15 protein-coding genes are annotated in these 13,035 nt (G+C 72.5%); all 15 read left to right on the top strand.

What is annotated here, in order from left to right; all coding sequences use genetic code 11:
• Positions 1-50 precede the first annotated feature (50 nt).
• The gene (gene rpoZ, locus BGO45_RS00700) at positions 51-305 is read left to right on the top strand and encodes a DNA-directed RNA polymerase subunit omega (protein WP_292689985.1); all 255 of its coding nucleotides are present in this window, start codon (positions 51-53) and stop codon (positions 303-305) included.
• Positions 306-421: 116 nt separating this feature from the next.
• The gene (gene metK, locus BGO45_RS00695) at positions 422-1,615 is read left to right on the top strand and encodes a methionine adenosyltransferase (protein ID WP_292689983.1); all 1,194 of its coding nucleotides are present in this window, start codon (positions 422-424) and stop codon (positions 1,613-1,615) included.
• Positions 1,616-1,714: 99 nt separating this feature from the next.
• Positions 1,715-3,697: a primosomal protein N' gene (locus tag BGO45_RS00690; protein ID WP_292689981.1), complete on the top strand. Its 1,983-nt coding sequence runs from the start codon at positions 1,715-1,717 to the stop codon at positions 3,695-3,697.
• A 49-nt stretch (positions 3,698-3,746) separates the two neighbouring features.
• A complete protein-coding gene (gene fmt, locus BGO45_RS00685; protein WP_292689979.1) occupies positions 3,747-4,664 on the top strand; it encodes a methionyl-tRNA formyltransferase in 918 nt (305 codons plus the stop codon).
• Positions 4,661-6,031 carry a transcription antitermination factor NusB gene (locus BGO45_RS00680; protein ID WP_292689977.1) on the top strand — a complete coding sequence of 457 codons (1,371 nt, stop codon included), beginning with the start codon at positions 4,661-4,663 and terminating at the stop codon, positions 6,029-6,031. Before fmt ends, BGO45_RS00680 begins: the two co-directional genes overlap by 4 nt.
• Before the next feature lie 25 nt (positions 6,032-6,056).
• Positions 6,057-6,728 carry a ribulose-phosphate 3-epimerase gene (rpe, locus tag BGO45_RS00675; protein WP_292689975.1) on the top strand — a complete coding sequence of 224 codons (672 nt, stop codon included), beginning with the start codon at positions 6,057-6,059 and terminating at the stop codon, positions 6,726-6,728.
• A gap of 217 nt (positions 6,729-6,945) precedes the next feature.
• Positions 6,946-7,209, top strand: coding sequence for a phosphoribosyl-ATP diphosphatase (locus BGO45_RS00670; RefSeq protein WP_022877496.1), 264 nt, complete (start codon positions 6,946-6,948; stop codon positions 7,207-7,209).
• Between the two features lie 46 nt (positions 7,210-7,255).
• Positions 7,256-8,098 (top strand): ATP phosphoribosyltransferase, encoded by an 843-nt coding sequence (hisG, locus tag BGO45_RS00665; protein ID WP_292689971.1) that lies wholly within the window; start codon positions 7,256-7,258, stop codon positions 8,096-8,098.
• Entirely contained in the window at positions 8,098-8,862 is a 765-nt protein-coding gene (gene hisF, locus BGO45_RS00660) for an imidazole glycerol phosphate synthase subunit HisF (RefSeq protein ID WP_292689968.1), read from the top strand. The genes hisG and hisF overlap by 1 nt, the downstream gene beginning before the upstream one ends.
• The gene (hisI, locus tag BGO45_RS00655) at positions 8,859-9,206 is read left to right on the top strand and encodes a phosphoribosyl-AMP cyclohydrolase (RefSeq protein ID WP_292689966.1); all 348 of its coding nucleotides are present in this window, start codon (positions 8,859-8,861) and stop codon (positions 9,204-9,206) included. The genes hisF and hisI overlap by 4 nt, the downstream gene beginning before the upstream one ends.
• Positions 9,207-9,238: 32 nt before the next feature.
• Complete coding sequence (locus BGO45_RS00650) at positions 9,239-9,793, top strand: Trp biosynthesis-associated membrane protein (protein ID WP_292689964.1); 555 nt, start codon at positions 9,239-9,241, stop codon at positions 9,791-9,793.
• A gap of 107 nt (positions 9,794-9,900) precedes the next feature.
• Positions 9,901-10,131 carry a DUF6704 family protein gene (locus BGO45_RS00645; RefSeq protein WP_292689962.1) on the top strand — a complete coding sequence of 77 codons (231 nt, stop codon included), beginning with the start codon at positions 9,901-9,903 and terminating at the stop codon, positions 10,129-10,131.
• A 2-nt stretch (positions 10,132-10,133) separates the two neighbouring features.
• Positions 10,134-10,910 (top strand): indole-3-glycerol phosphate synthase TrpC, encoded by a 777-nt coding sequence (trpC, locus tag BGO45_RS00640; RefSeq protein WP_292689961.1) that lies wholly within the window; start codon positions 10,134-10,136, stop codon positions 10,908-10,910.
• The gene (gene trpB / locus BGO45_RS00635) at positions 10,907-12,241 is read left to right on the top strand and encodes a tryptophan synthase subunit beta (protein ID WP_292689959.1); all 1,335 of its coding nucleotides are present in this window, start codon (positions 10,907-10,909) and stop codon (positions 12,239-12,241) included. The genes trpC and trpB overlap by 4 nt, the downstream gene beginning before the upstream one ends.
• On the top strand, positions 12,238-13,029 hold the full coding sequence (gene trpA / locus BGO45_RS00630) for a tryptophan synthase subunit alpha (protein ID WP_292689957.1): 792 nt from the start codon (positions 12,238-12,240) through the stop codon (positions 13,027-13,029). The genes trpB and trpA overlap by 4 nt, the downstream gene beginning before the upstream one ends.
• Positions 13,030-13,035: the final 6 nt, after the last annotated feature.

Below are 13,035 nucleotides of genomic sequence, written 5' to 3'. Positions count from 1 at the left end.
CGCCGTCGGGCGCCGCATCCACCCCATCCCGCCGAACCAGGAGGTTCCCCATGGCCGGACGTGACAAGGGCATCATCGACCCGCCCATCGACGCGCTGCTCGACAAGGTCGACTCGAAGTACCAGCTCGTGATCTACGCGTCCAAGCGCGCACGTCAGATCAACGACAACTACTCCGATCTGCACGAGGGCAACCTCTTCGACAACGTGGGTCCGCTCGTCGACTCCACCGTCGAGGACAAGCCGCTGACGATCGCGCTCCACGAGATCCACGAGGACAAGCTGCGCCTCAAGGCTGCGGAGTAATCCACAGCCGACGCATCTCGTGATCTGTTCACAGATGTGACGATGCCCCGGGCGGCTGTCCGCCGTCCGGGGCATACTTGTGCCCGTCCCCAGCCCGAAACCGACCGGGAGTCGCCTTGACCGACCTGCGCCTGTTCACGTCCGAGTCCGTCACGGAAGGACACCCCGACAAGATCTGCGACCAGATCTCCGACAGCATCCTGGATGCCATCCTCACCGAGGATCCGTCCGGTCGCGTCGCCGTCGAGACCCTCGTGACCACGGGCCTGGTGCACGTCGCGGGTGAGGTGTCGACGAGCGCGTACGTCGAGATCCCCGCGATCGTGCGCGACGTCGTGAACCGCATCGGGTACACCTCCAGCGACACCGGCTTCGACGGCGACTCCTGCGGCGTGAGTGTGTCGATCGGCGCGCAGTCCTCCGACATCGCCGCCGGCGTCAACAAGGCGTTCGAGCAGCGCGAGCGCGGCTCCGTCGACCCGCGCGACCTGCAGGGCGCGGGCGATCAGGGCATCATGTTCGGCTTCGCGACGAACGAGACGCCGCAGCTCATGCCGATGGCGGCCTGGACCGCGCACCGCATCGCCGAGCGCCTGGCATCCGTCCGCAAAGACGGCACGCTGCCGTTCCTCCGCCCCGACGGCAAGACGCAGGTCACGCTCGGGTACGACGGACACACGCCGCGCACGGTCGACTCGGTCGTGCTGTCGACGCAGCACCACCCCGACATCTCGCAGGAGGAGCTGCGCGCGCTCGTGCAGGCCGAGGTCATCGACCCCGTGCTGCGCGAGACGGGGCTCGATCTGCCCGACGTGCAGTACTACATCAACCCGGCCGGCCCCTTCGTCATCGGTGGACCGAAGGGCGACGCCGGCCTCACGGGGCGCAAGATCATCATCGACACCTACGGCGGGGCCTCGCGTCACGGTGGCGGCGCCTTCAGCGGCAAGGACCCCTCCAAGGTCGACCGCTCGGCGGCGTACGCCATGCGCTGGGTCGCGAAGAACGCCGTCGCGGCGGGGCTCGCCGACCGTCTCGAGGTGCAGGTCGCCTATGCGATCGGCAAGGCGAACCCGGTGGGTCTGTACGTGGAGTCGTTCGGCACGGCGCGCGTCGCCGATGAGACGATCGTGCACGCCATCCGCGAGGTGTTCGACCTGCGTCCGAAGGCGATCATCGACCAGCTCGACCTGCTGCGCCCGATCTACGCCCAGACAGCGGCCTACGGACACTTCGGCCGTGAGCTGCCCGACTTCACGTGGGAGCGCACCGACCGCGTCGACGCGCTGCGCACCGCCGCCGGACTCTGACGTGAGGGCGCCCGCGCCGGGCGTGCACCGCGTCGCCGCTGCCCTGGCATCCCGTGAACCGCTCCGCCGTGCGCGGCGGAGATCCCGCGGGGCCGCCGAGTGAGTGCCCGCCGCGTCGCGCGGGTCCAGCTCGACTCGCCGGTGCCTCAGCTCGATCGGCTCTTCGACTACGCGATCCCGCATCCTCTGGTCGCCGACATCGTGCCCGGCGTGCGTGTGAAGGTGCCGCTGCGGTCGGCCGGTCGGATGATGGATGCCTTCGTGGTCGAGGTCGTGGCCGACGACGGCACCGAGCGACCGCTGTCGTCGGTGGAGAGCGTCGTCTCGACGATGCCGGTGCTGCCCGAGGGGCTCTTCACCCTCGCCCGCAAGGTCGCGGACCGCGCCGCCGGCTCGGTGAGCGACGTGCTGCGGCTCGCGGTCCCGAAGCGCATGGTGCGGGCCGAGAAGGCCTGGCTCGCCACCCCTCTCCCGGGGACTCCGGTGGTTCCGACCGAGTCGCTCACGCGCGCCGATGCGACGCTGAAACCGTACGGGGGACTCATCGACGCGCTCGACGGCGGCGAGCGCGTCGCGGTCGACGCTCCGCCGCACACCACCGGCGCGCTGCCCCGCGGCGCGTGGGCCGACCTCCTCGCCGCGGCCGCGGTGCACATGCTGGCGCGGGGGCGGAGCGCGGTGCTCGTGGTCCCGGACTACCGCGACCAGGCCCAGCTCATGGCCGCGCTGGCCGACCTCGTGCCGCCCGAAGCCGTCGTGCGCGACGACGCCGACCAGTCCGGTCCCGTGCGCTACGGCCAGTACCTCCGCACCCTGGCGCCGGTTCCGGTGATCGTGGTGGGCCGCCGGTCAGCGGTCTACGCCCCCGCGCACGACACCGGCCTGGTCGCGCTGTGGGACGACGGCGATTCGCTCCTGGCCGAGCCGCTGGCGCCCGGCGTGCACGCGCGCGATGCGGCGCTCGTGCGGCAGGAGCTCGAGGGTTCGGCGCTCGTCTTCGCCGGCCACACCCGCTCGACCGACGTCCAGCGTCTGGTCGAGGTGGGCTACGTCCGGGAGTCGGCACCGGCGCGGCGACAGAGTCCGCGGGTCGTGCTCAGCGCGACACGGGAGGGGGAGTCGCGCACGGCGCGCGTGCCGTCCTCCGCGTTCGCCGCCGCGCGCGAGGCGCTGGCGCAGGGTCCGGTCCTCGTCCAGGTCGCGCGCCCCGGATACGCGCCGTCGCTCGTGTGCGCGGACTGCCGTCGCCCTGCCCGCTGCGCGCACTGCGCCGGCCCCCTGCGAGCAGCTCGACCCGGAGCGGTTCCGGTGTGCGCGTGGTGCGGCCGCAGCGCCCACGCATGGACCTGCGGGCACTGCGGGTCGGTGAAACTGCGGATGGCCTCCTCGGGCAGCGAGCGCACGGCCGACGAGCTGGGCCGGGCCTTCCCGAACACGCGCGTGATCATCGCGGACGGCGCGCATCCGGTGGCGGAGGTGGATCCCGCCCCGGCTCTCGTGATCGCCACGCGCGGGGCCGAGCCGATCGCGCGGGGCGGGTACCGGGCGGTGATCCTCCTCGACGGCGACCGCATGCTGCAGAACGAGGCGCTGCGTGTCGGCGAGCACTGCCTGCGCTGGTGGTCGAACGCCGCCGCCCTCGCCGCTCCCGGCGCGCCGGTGCACCTCGTCGGCGTCGCGGGTCCGGTGGCGCGGGCCCTCGCGACCTGGACGCAGCCGGCCTACGCCCGCGCGGAGCTCGTCGACCGCGCCCCGCTGCGGATGCCGCCCACGGTCCGCGTGGCGAGCGTCGAGGGACACGCCCGGAGCGTCGACACGCTCCTCGCCGAGCTGCGGGAGGCCGTGCCGGATCTCGACCCCTTGGCCGTCCTCGGCCCGGTCGACACGTCCACGGGCCCCGACACCCCGACGTCCCGCGCGCTCGTGCGGTTCGACTACGCGCACGGCCGCGCCGTCGCCGACGCCCTTCGCGCCGGGGTGATCGCGGATGCCCTGCGCGCGCGCAAGTCGACGAAGGAGAAGGGACCGAGGCCGCGGAATACACTCAGAGTGCGGCTCGACCTCCCCGAGCCCGACCTCTGAGCGCCGCCGCCCGGTCCCACCCACCCGCATCCGAAGCGTGAGGAGAACCATGCGCCTCGTCTTCGCCGGCACCCCCGCCGTCGCCGTCCCCTCCCTGCGCGCGCTGGCCGCGGGTCCGCACGAGATCGCCGCCGTCGTCACCCGTTCCGACGCGCCGCTCGGCCGCAAACGCGTCCTGACGCCCTCCCCGGTCGCGCTGGCGGCGGAGGAGCTCGGCATCCCGACGATCAAGACCGACCGCCTGGATGCCGAGGCCACCGCGCGCATCGCCGCGCTCGCCCCCGAACTCGGCGTCATCGTCGCGTACGGCGGTCTCGTGCGCGAGCCGCTGCTGTCGGCGCCCGCGCACGGATGGATCAACCTGCACTTCTCGCTCCTCCCGCGCTGGCGCGGCGCCGCCCCCGTGCAGCGGGCGCTGATCGCCGGCGATCGCGAGACCGGGGCGAGCGTCTTCCAGCTGGTGGCCGAACTGGATGCCGGCGACGTCTTCGCCGAGGAGCGCTACGCGGTGCCGTGGAACGCCACCGCGGGCGACGTGCTCGACGCCCTCGCCGAGGTCGGCGCCCCGCTGCTCGCGCGCGTCGTGGACGGGATCGCCGACGGTTCGGCGGTCGCGACCCCGCAGGCCGGCGAGCCGACCCTGGCCCCGAAACTGACGCTCGACGACGGCGCCCTGGACTTCTCCTCGGATGCCGAGACACTCCGTGCGCGGATCGCGGGTGTCACGCCCGAGCCCGGCGCCCACACCACGGTCGACGGAGCACGGTTCAAGGTGCTGCGGGCCGGGGCGAGCACGGCGGATCCGATCCCACCCGGCCGGGTCGTGGCATCCGGTCGCGAGATCCTCGTGGGGACGGCGACCTCCCCGCTGCGACTCGAGACCGTGCAACCCGCGGGCAAGGGCGCGATGCCTGCCGGCGACTGGTTCCGGGGTCTGCGCGTCGAGAACCCGGTGCTGGGCTCATGAGCGTCCAGGGAGCGCGCGCCGTCGCGTACGACGTGCTGCGGGCGGTCTCCGCCGACGAGGCGTACGCGAACCTGTCGCTGCCGCACGCGATCGAGCGGGCGAGACTGGATGCCAAGGACGCCGGCCTCGCGACGGAGTTGACGTACGGCACGCTGCGACGGCGCGGAACGTACGACGCGATCATCGCCGCGGCGGCGGACCGGACCGTGGACCGTATCGACCCGCCGGTGCTCGACGCGCTGCGGCTCGGCGTCCACCAGTTGCTGTCGACGCGCGTCGCCTCGCACGCCGCCGTCAACGAGTCGGTCGAACTCGCCCGACGGCACGGCGGCGGGCGCGGGGCGGCGGGATTCGCGAACGCCGTCCTGCGGCGTGTGTCGCGCGAGACGCCGGGGCACTGGATGGCGCGCATCACCTCGGCCGCCCGCAGCGACGACGAACGAATCGGACTGACGACCTCCCACCCGGTGTGGATCGTCCGCGCGTTCCGTCGCGCCCTCGCGGCCGAGGGGCGCGCCGACGAGCTCGACGCCCTCCTGGCCGCCGACAACGACGCCCCGCGGGTGGCGATGGTCGCGCTGCCGGGTCTGGCCGAGATCCCCGACGACGCCCGTCCCGCCCGATTCGCGCCGACGGCGTTCACGACCCGCGGGGGCGACCCCGAGGCGCTCATCCGCGCGTCGGACGGTCGCCTCCGCGTGCAGGACGAGGGTTCGCAGCTCGCCGCCCTGGCCCTCAGTCGCGTACGGCCGATCGCGGCCGGGGAGCGGTGGCTCGACCTGTGCGCCGGCCCGGGCGGCAAGACCGCGCTGCTGGCGGCGGAGGCCCTCGCGGGCGGCGCCCGACTGGATGCCAACGAGATCTCGCCGCACCGTGCCGGGCTGGTGCGCCGGGCCGTGGCATCCGTCCCGCTCGAGGTCGACGTGACCGAGGAGGACGGCCGCGACCGCGCGGCGCGAGCGGCGGGGGAGTACGACCGCATCCTCGTCGACGCTCCGTGCACGGGCATCGGGGCGCTGCGGCGTCGACCCGAGGCGCGGTGGCGGAAGAGTCCCGCCGACGTCCCCGACCTCACGGCGCTGCAGCTCGAGCTCGTGCGGGCGGGTCTCGGCGCGCTGAAGCCGGGCGGGGTGCTGGCGTACGTGACGTGCTCCCCGCACCTGGCGGAGACGTCCGGAGTTCTGGCCGAGGTGCGCCGCGAGTTCGGCGACACCGTCGAGGAGCTCGACGCCCGCGCCGTGGTGCGCGACATCGCCGGGCCCGACATCGACCTGCCCGCGCAGGCCGACGGCTCGCTCCGCGCCCAGCTGTGGCCTCACCGCCACGGCACCGACGCCATGTCGATCGCGCTGCTGCGGCGCGCGTGAGGCCCGTCGCTCGCATAATGGTCGGGTGCCCTCCGACACCCCCCGCATCAATCCGAGCATCCTCGCCGCCGACTTCGTGAACATGCAGGCGGAGCTCGCCCGCATCTCCGGGGCCGACTTCGTGCACGTCGACGTCATGGACAACCACTTCGTGCCGAACCTCACCTTCGGTCCGCAGATGGTCGGTCGCATCCAGGAGACGAGCCCGGTGCCGCTGGACGTGCACCTGATGATCGACGACCCCGACCGGTGGGCGCCGGAGTACGCCGAGCTGGGCGCGGCATCCGTCACCTTCCACCTCGAGGCCGCCGCGTCGCCCGTCGCGCTCGCGCGGACGCTCCGCTCGATCGGCGCCCGCGCCGGGGTGGCCGTGAAGCCCGCCACGCCCGTGGAGAACCTGTTCGACGTGCTCAACGAGTTCGACCAGATCCTGGTGATGACGGTGGAGCCCGGCTTCGGCGGTCAGTCGTTCATGCCCGAGACGATGCCCAAGCTCCGCACGCTCGCCGACGAGGCGAAGCGCCGCGGGTCGAGCGTGTGGCTCCAGGTCGACGGCGGCATCGGCGAGTCCACGATCGCGCAGGCCGCCGAGGCCGGGGCGGACACGTTCGTCGCCGGGTCCGCGGTGTTCGGCGCGGAGGATCCCGACCGGGCGATCCAGTCGCTGCGGTCCGCCGCCGCGCGCCACGCGCACTGAGCCGCCGCGCTGACCCGCCGCCCGCGCTGCGCACCCCCGCCCTCGCCGTCATCCCCCTCCCGCGATAAACGGCATCGGCGGCGTGAAACTGGACGTCCCGTCGTTTCTCGTCGCGGATGCCGTTTATCGCGGTGAAGCATGACGCACAACGCCGCACGGCACCCGGGGGCAGACCGTGCCGACAGCCGGGGCGCCGCCGAGCCGATACCCTAGACAGGTGAAGACCTTCGACGACCTGTTCGCCGAGCTCAGTGCCAAGGCCGTCGAGCGCCCCGCCGGCTCCGGAACCGTGGCCCAGCTCGATGCCGGCGTGCACGCCATCGGCAAGAAGATCGTCGAGGAAGCCGCCGAGGTCTGGATGGCTGCCGAGTACGAGTCCGACGAGGCCGCAGCCGAGGAGATCTCGCAGCTGCTGTACCACCTGCAGACGCTCATGCTCGCGAAGGGCCTGACGCTCGCAGACGTCTACCGACATCTCTGAGCCGCTGCCTTCCCCCTCTCGCTCACGAACCACGAAAGCCCCCGTCATGCTGCGAATCGCCGTGCCGAACAAGGGGTCGCTCGCCGAGACCGCCGCCGAGATGCTCTCGGAGGCCGGATACACCGGACGTCGCGACTCGAAAGACCTGTACACCGTCGACCCCGTCAACGAGGTCGAGTTCTTCTACCTCCGCCCGCGTGACATCGCGACGTACGTCGGCTCCGGGGCCCTCGACGTCGGCATCACCGGGCGCGACCTGCTGCTGGACGCCCGGATGCCGGGCGCCCGCGAGGTCGAGTCGCTCGGCTTCGCCGGTTCCACGTTCCGCTTCGCCGGCCGGCCGGGCCGGTTCACCGACGTCGAGGACCTGCAGGGTCTCCGCGTCGCCACCGCCTACCCGGGCCTCGTCGACGCGTTCCTCGACGAGCGCGGCGTGGCCGTCGACATCGTGCCGCTGGACGGCGCCGTCGAGTCCGCGGTGCAGTTGGGCGTGGCGGATGCCGTGGCCGACGTCGTCTCGACCGGGACGACGCTGCGCCAGGCGGGGCTCGAGATCTTCGGTCCTGTGCTGCTCGAATCGGACGCGGTCCTGATCTCCGGCCCGAACGAGGTCGAGGGCACCGAGACGCTGCTCCGGCGCCTGCGCGGTGTCCTGGCCGCTCGGAAATACGTGCTCATCGACTACGACCTCCCCGCCGCTCTCGTCGAGCAGGCGATCGCCGTCGCTCCCGGCCTGGAGTCGCCGACGATCTCGCCCCTCCGCGACCCCGAGTGGGTCGCCGTGCGCGTGATGAGCCCCCGCCGCGACGTCAACCGCGTCATGGACGAGCTGTACGCGATCGGCGCCCGGGCGATCCTGGTGACCGAGATCCTCGCCGCGAGGCTCTGATGACGCTCGCCCGCCGCGTCATCCCGTGCCTCGACGTGGCCGCCGGCCGCGTCGTGAAGGGCGTGAACTTCCTCGACCTGCGCGACATGGGCGACCCGGTCGAGCTGGCGAAGCTGTACTTCGACCAAGGCGCCGATGAGATCACCTTCCTCGACGTGACCGCGACCGTCGACGAGCGCTCCACGACCTACGACGTCGTCCGCCGCACCGCGGAACAGGTCTTCATCCCGCTGACCGTCGGCGGAGGAGTCCGCTCCGCCGAGGACGTCGCCCGCCTGCTCTCCGTCGGCGCCGACAAGATCGGCGTGAATTCCGCGGCGATCGCCCGCCCGGCGCTGATCGACGAGATCGCCGACCGCTTCGGCGCGCAGGTGGTCGTGCTGTCGCTCGACGTGAAGCGCGCGGCATCCACCCCCTCCGGCTTCGTCGTGACGACCCACGGCGGCCGCACCGAGACGACGCTCGACGCGCTCGACTGGGCTCGCGAGGCCGTCGAACGCGGTGCCGGCGAGCTGCTGGTCAACTCCATCGACGCCGACGGGACCAAGCAGGGTTTCGACCTCGAGCTCGTCCGCCTCATGCGCGAGGTCGCCGCGGTGCCGGTGATCGCCTCGGGCGGCGCGGGCGCTCTCGAGCACTTCGCCCCGGCCGTCGAGGCGGGCGCCGACGCCGTGCTCGCGGCATCCGTGTTCCACTCCGGCCAGCTCACGGTCGGCCAGGTCAAGGACGCGATGGCGGCCGAGGGGATCGAGGTGCGCCGATGAACGTCGAAGCGTTCGACCGTGTGAAGTACGACGACCAGGGACTCGCGACCGCGGTCGTCCAGCAGTTCGACACGCGCGAGGTGCTCATGGTCGGGTGGATGGATGCCGAGGCCCTGCGCCGCACGCTCACCACCGGCCGCGTGACGTTCTGGTCGCGCTCGCGCCAGGAGTACTGGCGCAAGGGCGACACGTCCGGGCACATCCAGATCGTCAAGGGTGCGCGTCTCGACTGCGACGGCGACACCCTGCTGCTGGAGGTCGACCAGGTCGGAGCCGCCTGCCACACCGGCGACCACACGTGCTTCGACGCCACCGACCTCGAACCCGTCGTGGGGCAGCTCTGATGCGCCGAGCGCGTTCGCTGTCCGTTGTCGGGATGCTTCTCGCCGGCGCTCTCGGCGTCATCTCGTCGACCCAGACGTGGATCGACGTGACCCTCGCCGACGGCGCTCAGCAGACCCTCGCGGTGCCGGGCTCCGACGCGGTGCCGGTGCTGACACCCCTCAGCCTCGCCGCGTTGGCCCTCGGTGCCGCGCTGTCGATCGTCGGTCCGGTGCTGCGCTACGTGCTCGGCGTCATCGCGCTCGCGATCGCGGGGGCCGTGGGAGTCGCGACCGCCGTCCTGCTCCTCACGTTGCCGGTCTCGGCGACCGCGGCGACGGTCACGAAAGCGACCGGGATCTCGGGAACGGATGCCGTCGCCGACCTCGTGGCGTCCATGGCGCTCACCCCGTGGCCCGCGGTCACGCTGCTGGCCGAGCTGATCCTGGCCGCCGCAGCGGTGTTCGCGCTCGTCACGGCCCGGCGGTGGCAGGGGAGCGCGGGTCGGAAGTACCGCACCGCCGCCGACGCGCCTGCGGACGCCTCCCGTCCCCACGACGCCATCGACTCGTGGGACGACCTGTCGCGGGGCTCCGACCCCACGGCCTGACCGAGACCTTCGGTCGATATCGAGAGGTCGGCGGGGTCCCGCCGCCGCGCTTCGATAGACTGGTCGCACGCTGTTCCCCGCGCTCGCGCGCGACTCGAAGGAGATTCATGAGCAACCCCATCGGCGATCCCGGCCACGGACACTCGCCCGCCGCCTGGACGGCCGTGATCATCATGCTCCTCGCGATCACGCTGGGCACGCTGTTCTTCTGGCTCGACATGCCGGTCCTCGTGTGGGCCTCGGTGGGCCTCCTGCTCGTGGGCGCCATCGTCGGCTGGGCGATGACCAAGGCGGGCTACGGCGCCAACGGCGCGAAGTCGAACCCGAAGGCCCACTGACCGTGCTGGCCGATCTCACGGCCGGAGCGGTAGAGGACGCCGAACGGCGCGCCGAAGCACGGCCGTTGGCCGCCGTCGAGCGCGACGCGCTCGCGCAGACCCCTGCGCGGGATGCGCTGGCCATGCTCGCCCCCGCCGACCGCGTGAAGATCATCGCCGAGGTCAAGCGGGCGAGCCCCTCGCGCGGGGATCTCGCCGCGATCCCCGACCCGGCACGCCAGGCCCGCCTGTACGAAGAGGGCGGCGCCTCCGCGATCTCGGTCCTCACCGAGGGGCGGAAGTTCAAGGGCAGCCTCGCCGACCTTGAGGCCGTCCGCGCCGCGGTGTCGGTTCCGGTCCTGCGCAAGGACTTCCTCGCGACCCCGTACCAGGTGCTCGAAGCCCGCGCGTCGGGCGCCGATCTGGTCCTGCTGATCGTCGCGGCGCTCGACCAGAAGACGCTCACCGAGCTCTACCGTCTCGCCACCGACCTCGGCATGGCTGCGCTCGTCGAGACGCACTCCGCCGACGAGCTGGAGCGGGCGGGCGAGCTGGGCGCGAAGCTCATCGGCGTCAACGCCCGCAACCTCTCGACCTTCGAGCTCGACCGCGACCTCTTCGGCTCGCTCACCGAGCGCTTCCCCGCGGATGCCGTGAAGATCGCCGAATCCGCTGTCCTCGCCCCCGCCGACGTCGCCCACTACCGCGCCGCCGGCGCCGACGTCGTCCTCGTCGGCGAGGCGCTCGTGACCGGCGATCCCGTCGCGACCCTCCGCGCGTTCCTCCAGGAGACTGCATGACCACCGTCAGCCTGCGCGACCAGAAGGGGCCGTTCTTCGGCGACTTCGGCGGCCGCTACATGCCCGAATCCCTGATCGCCGCGATCGACGAGCTCACCGGGGTGTGGGAGGCCGCGATGGCCGATCCCGAATTCCTCGCGGAGCTGAAGGCCCTGCTGCACGACTACGCCGGGCGCCCGTCGGTGCTCACCGAAGTGCCCCGTTTCGCCGCGCACGCCGGGGGTGCCCGGGTGTTCCTCAAGCGTGAAGACCTGAACCACACCGGCTCGCACAAGATCAACAACGTCCTCGGCCAGGCGCTCCTCACCAAGCGTCTGGGCAAGACCCGCGTGATCGCGGAGACCGGTGCCGGACAGCACGGGGTCGCCACCGCGACCGCCGCGGCCCTCTTCGGCCTGGACTGCGTCATCTACATGGGCGAGGTCGACACCGAGCGTCAGGCCCTCAACGTCGCACGCATGCGCCTCCTCGGCGCCGAGGTCGTTCCGGTCACCACCGGTTCCCGCACCCTGAAGGACGCCATCAACGAGGCGTACCGCGACTGGGTGTCCACCGTCGAGACGACCAACTACATCTTCGGCACCGCCGCGGGCCCGCACCCGTTCCCGGCGATGGTGCGCGACTTCCAGAAGATCATCGGCGAGGAGACCCGCGCCGAGTTCCTCGAACGCCTCGGACGCCTCCCCGACGCCGTGTTCGCGTGCGTGGGCGGGGGATCGAACGCGATCGGCATGTTCGACGCGTTCCTCGACGACGAGGGCGTCGCCCTCTACGGCGTCGAGGCGGCCGGCGACGGGGTCGACACCCCCCAGCACGCCGCTTCGATCGAGCGCGGTCGCCCCGGCGTGCTGCACGGCGCCCGCACCTACGTGCTGCAGGACGAGGACGGCCAGACCACCGAGTCCCACTCGATCTCCGCGGGCCTCGATTATCCGGGCGTCGGACCCGAGCACGCGTGGCTCGCCGACATCGGCCGAGCGAAGTACATCCCGGCGACCGACGACGAGGCGATGCAGGCCCTTCGCCTGCTCTCGCGCACCGAGGGGATCATCCCCGCGATCGAGTCCGCCCACGCCCTGGCCGGTGCCCTCCGCATCGGCAAGGAGCTCGGGCCGGATGCCATCATCGCGGTGAACCTCTCGGGACGCGGCGACAAGGACATGGACACCGCCGCCCGCTACTTCGACCTGTACGACGCCGAGCACGCCCCGCCGCCCGAGGGCCGCCCCGCGCAGACCGCGGGCGCCGAGGCCGTGGCATCCGCCGCCGGTTCGCCGGTCGAGGTCACGCCGGCTCCGGACGCCGCGAGCGGTGCGGGGGTCGAGCTGTGACCTCGCGCGTCTCCGCGGCGATCGACGCCGCTCACGCCGCCGGCCGCGGTGCCCTCGTCGGGTATCTGCCCGCGGGCTTCCCCGACGTCCCCACGAGCATCGAAGCGGCCGTCGCGCTGGCGGAGTCCGGTGTCGACGTGATCGAGCTCGGTCCGCCCTACAGCGACCCCGTGATGGACGGCCTCGTCATCCAGGAGGCCACGCAGACGGCGCTCGCCAACGGATTCCGCATGCGCGACCTCTTCACGATCATCCGCGAGATCACCGCGCGCACCGACGTGCCGGTGCTCGTGATGACGTACTGGAACCTCGTCGAGCAGTACGGGGTCGAACGCTACGCCGATGACCTGCTCACCGCGGGCGGCGCCGGGCTGATCACGCCCGACATCACGCCGGACGCCGCGTCGGCGTGGATCGCCGTGAGCGAGCGCACCGGCCTCGACCGGGTGTTCCTCGCCGCGCCGACCTCGACGGACGAGCGCCTCGACATGATCGTGAAGGCCTCGACGGGCTTCGTGTACACGGTCTCGACGATGGGCATCACGGGGGAGCGGGCGCAGCTGGATGCCGCGGCCCGCGGCCTCGTGGAGCGTCTCCGCGCCCACGGAGCCGCGCACGCCTGCGTCGGCATCGGCATCTCCAACGCGGAGCAGGTGGCCGGGGTCATCGAGTACGCGGACGGCGCGATCGTCGGTACGGCCCTCGTGAAGGCCCTCCGCGACGGCGGAGTCGACGCCCTGCGCGAGCTCGCCCGAGAGCTGTCGGACGGCACGACGCGGCGCGCTTAGACTCGT

The organism is Microbacterium sp. 71-36, from assembly GCF_001898305.1.
Taxonomy (GTDB): Bacteria; Actinomycetota; Actinomycetes; order Actinomycetales; family Microbacteriaceae; genus Microbacterium.
This window is presented reverse-complemented; position numbering and strand designations above follow the sequence as displayed.

What these genes read in the sequence shown, in the direction of transcription:
- rpoZ (WP_292689985.1), top strand. Translation starts at nt 51, where the DNA reads ATGGCCGGACGTGACAAGGGCATCATCGACCCGCCCATCGACGCGCTG.
- fmt (WP_292689979.1), top strand. Translation starts at nt 3,747, where the DNA reads ATGCGCCTCGTCTTCGCCGGCACCCCCGCCGTCGCCGTCCCCTCCCTG.
- BGO45_RS00680 (WP_292689977.1), top strand. Translation starts at nt 4,661, where the DNA reads ATGAGCGTCCAGGGAGCGCGCGCCGTCGCGTACGACGTGCTGCGGGCG.
- hisG (WP_292689971.1), top strand. Translation starts at nt 7,256, where the DNA reads ATGCTGCGAATCGCCGTGCCGAACAAGGGGTCGCTCGCCGAGACCGCC.
- hisF (WP_292689968.1), top strand. Translation starts at nt 8,098, where the DNA reads ATGACGCTCGCCCGCCGCGTCATCCCGTGCCTCGACGTGGCCGCCGGC.
- hisI (WP_292689966.1), top strand. Translation starts at nt 8,859, where the DNA reads ATGAACGTCGAAGCGTTCGACCGTGTGAAGTACGACGACCAGGGACTC.
- BGO45_RS00650 (WP_292689964.1), top strand. Translation starts at nt 9,239, where the DNA reads ATGCTTCTCGCCGGCGCTCTCGGCGTCATCTCGTCGACCCAGACGTGG.
- BGO45_RS00645 (WP_292689962.1), top strand. Translation starts at nt 9,901, where the DNA reads ATGAGCAACCCCATCGGCGATCCCGGCCACGGACACTCGCCCGCCGCC.
- trpB (WP_292689959.1), top strand. Translation starts at nt 10,907, where the DNA reads ATGACCACCGTCAGCCTGCGCGACCAGAAGGGGCCGTTCTTCGGCGAC.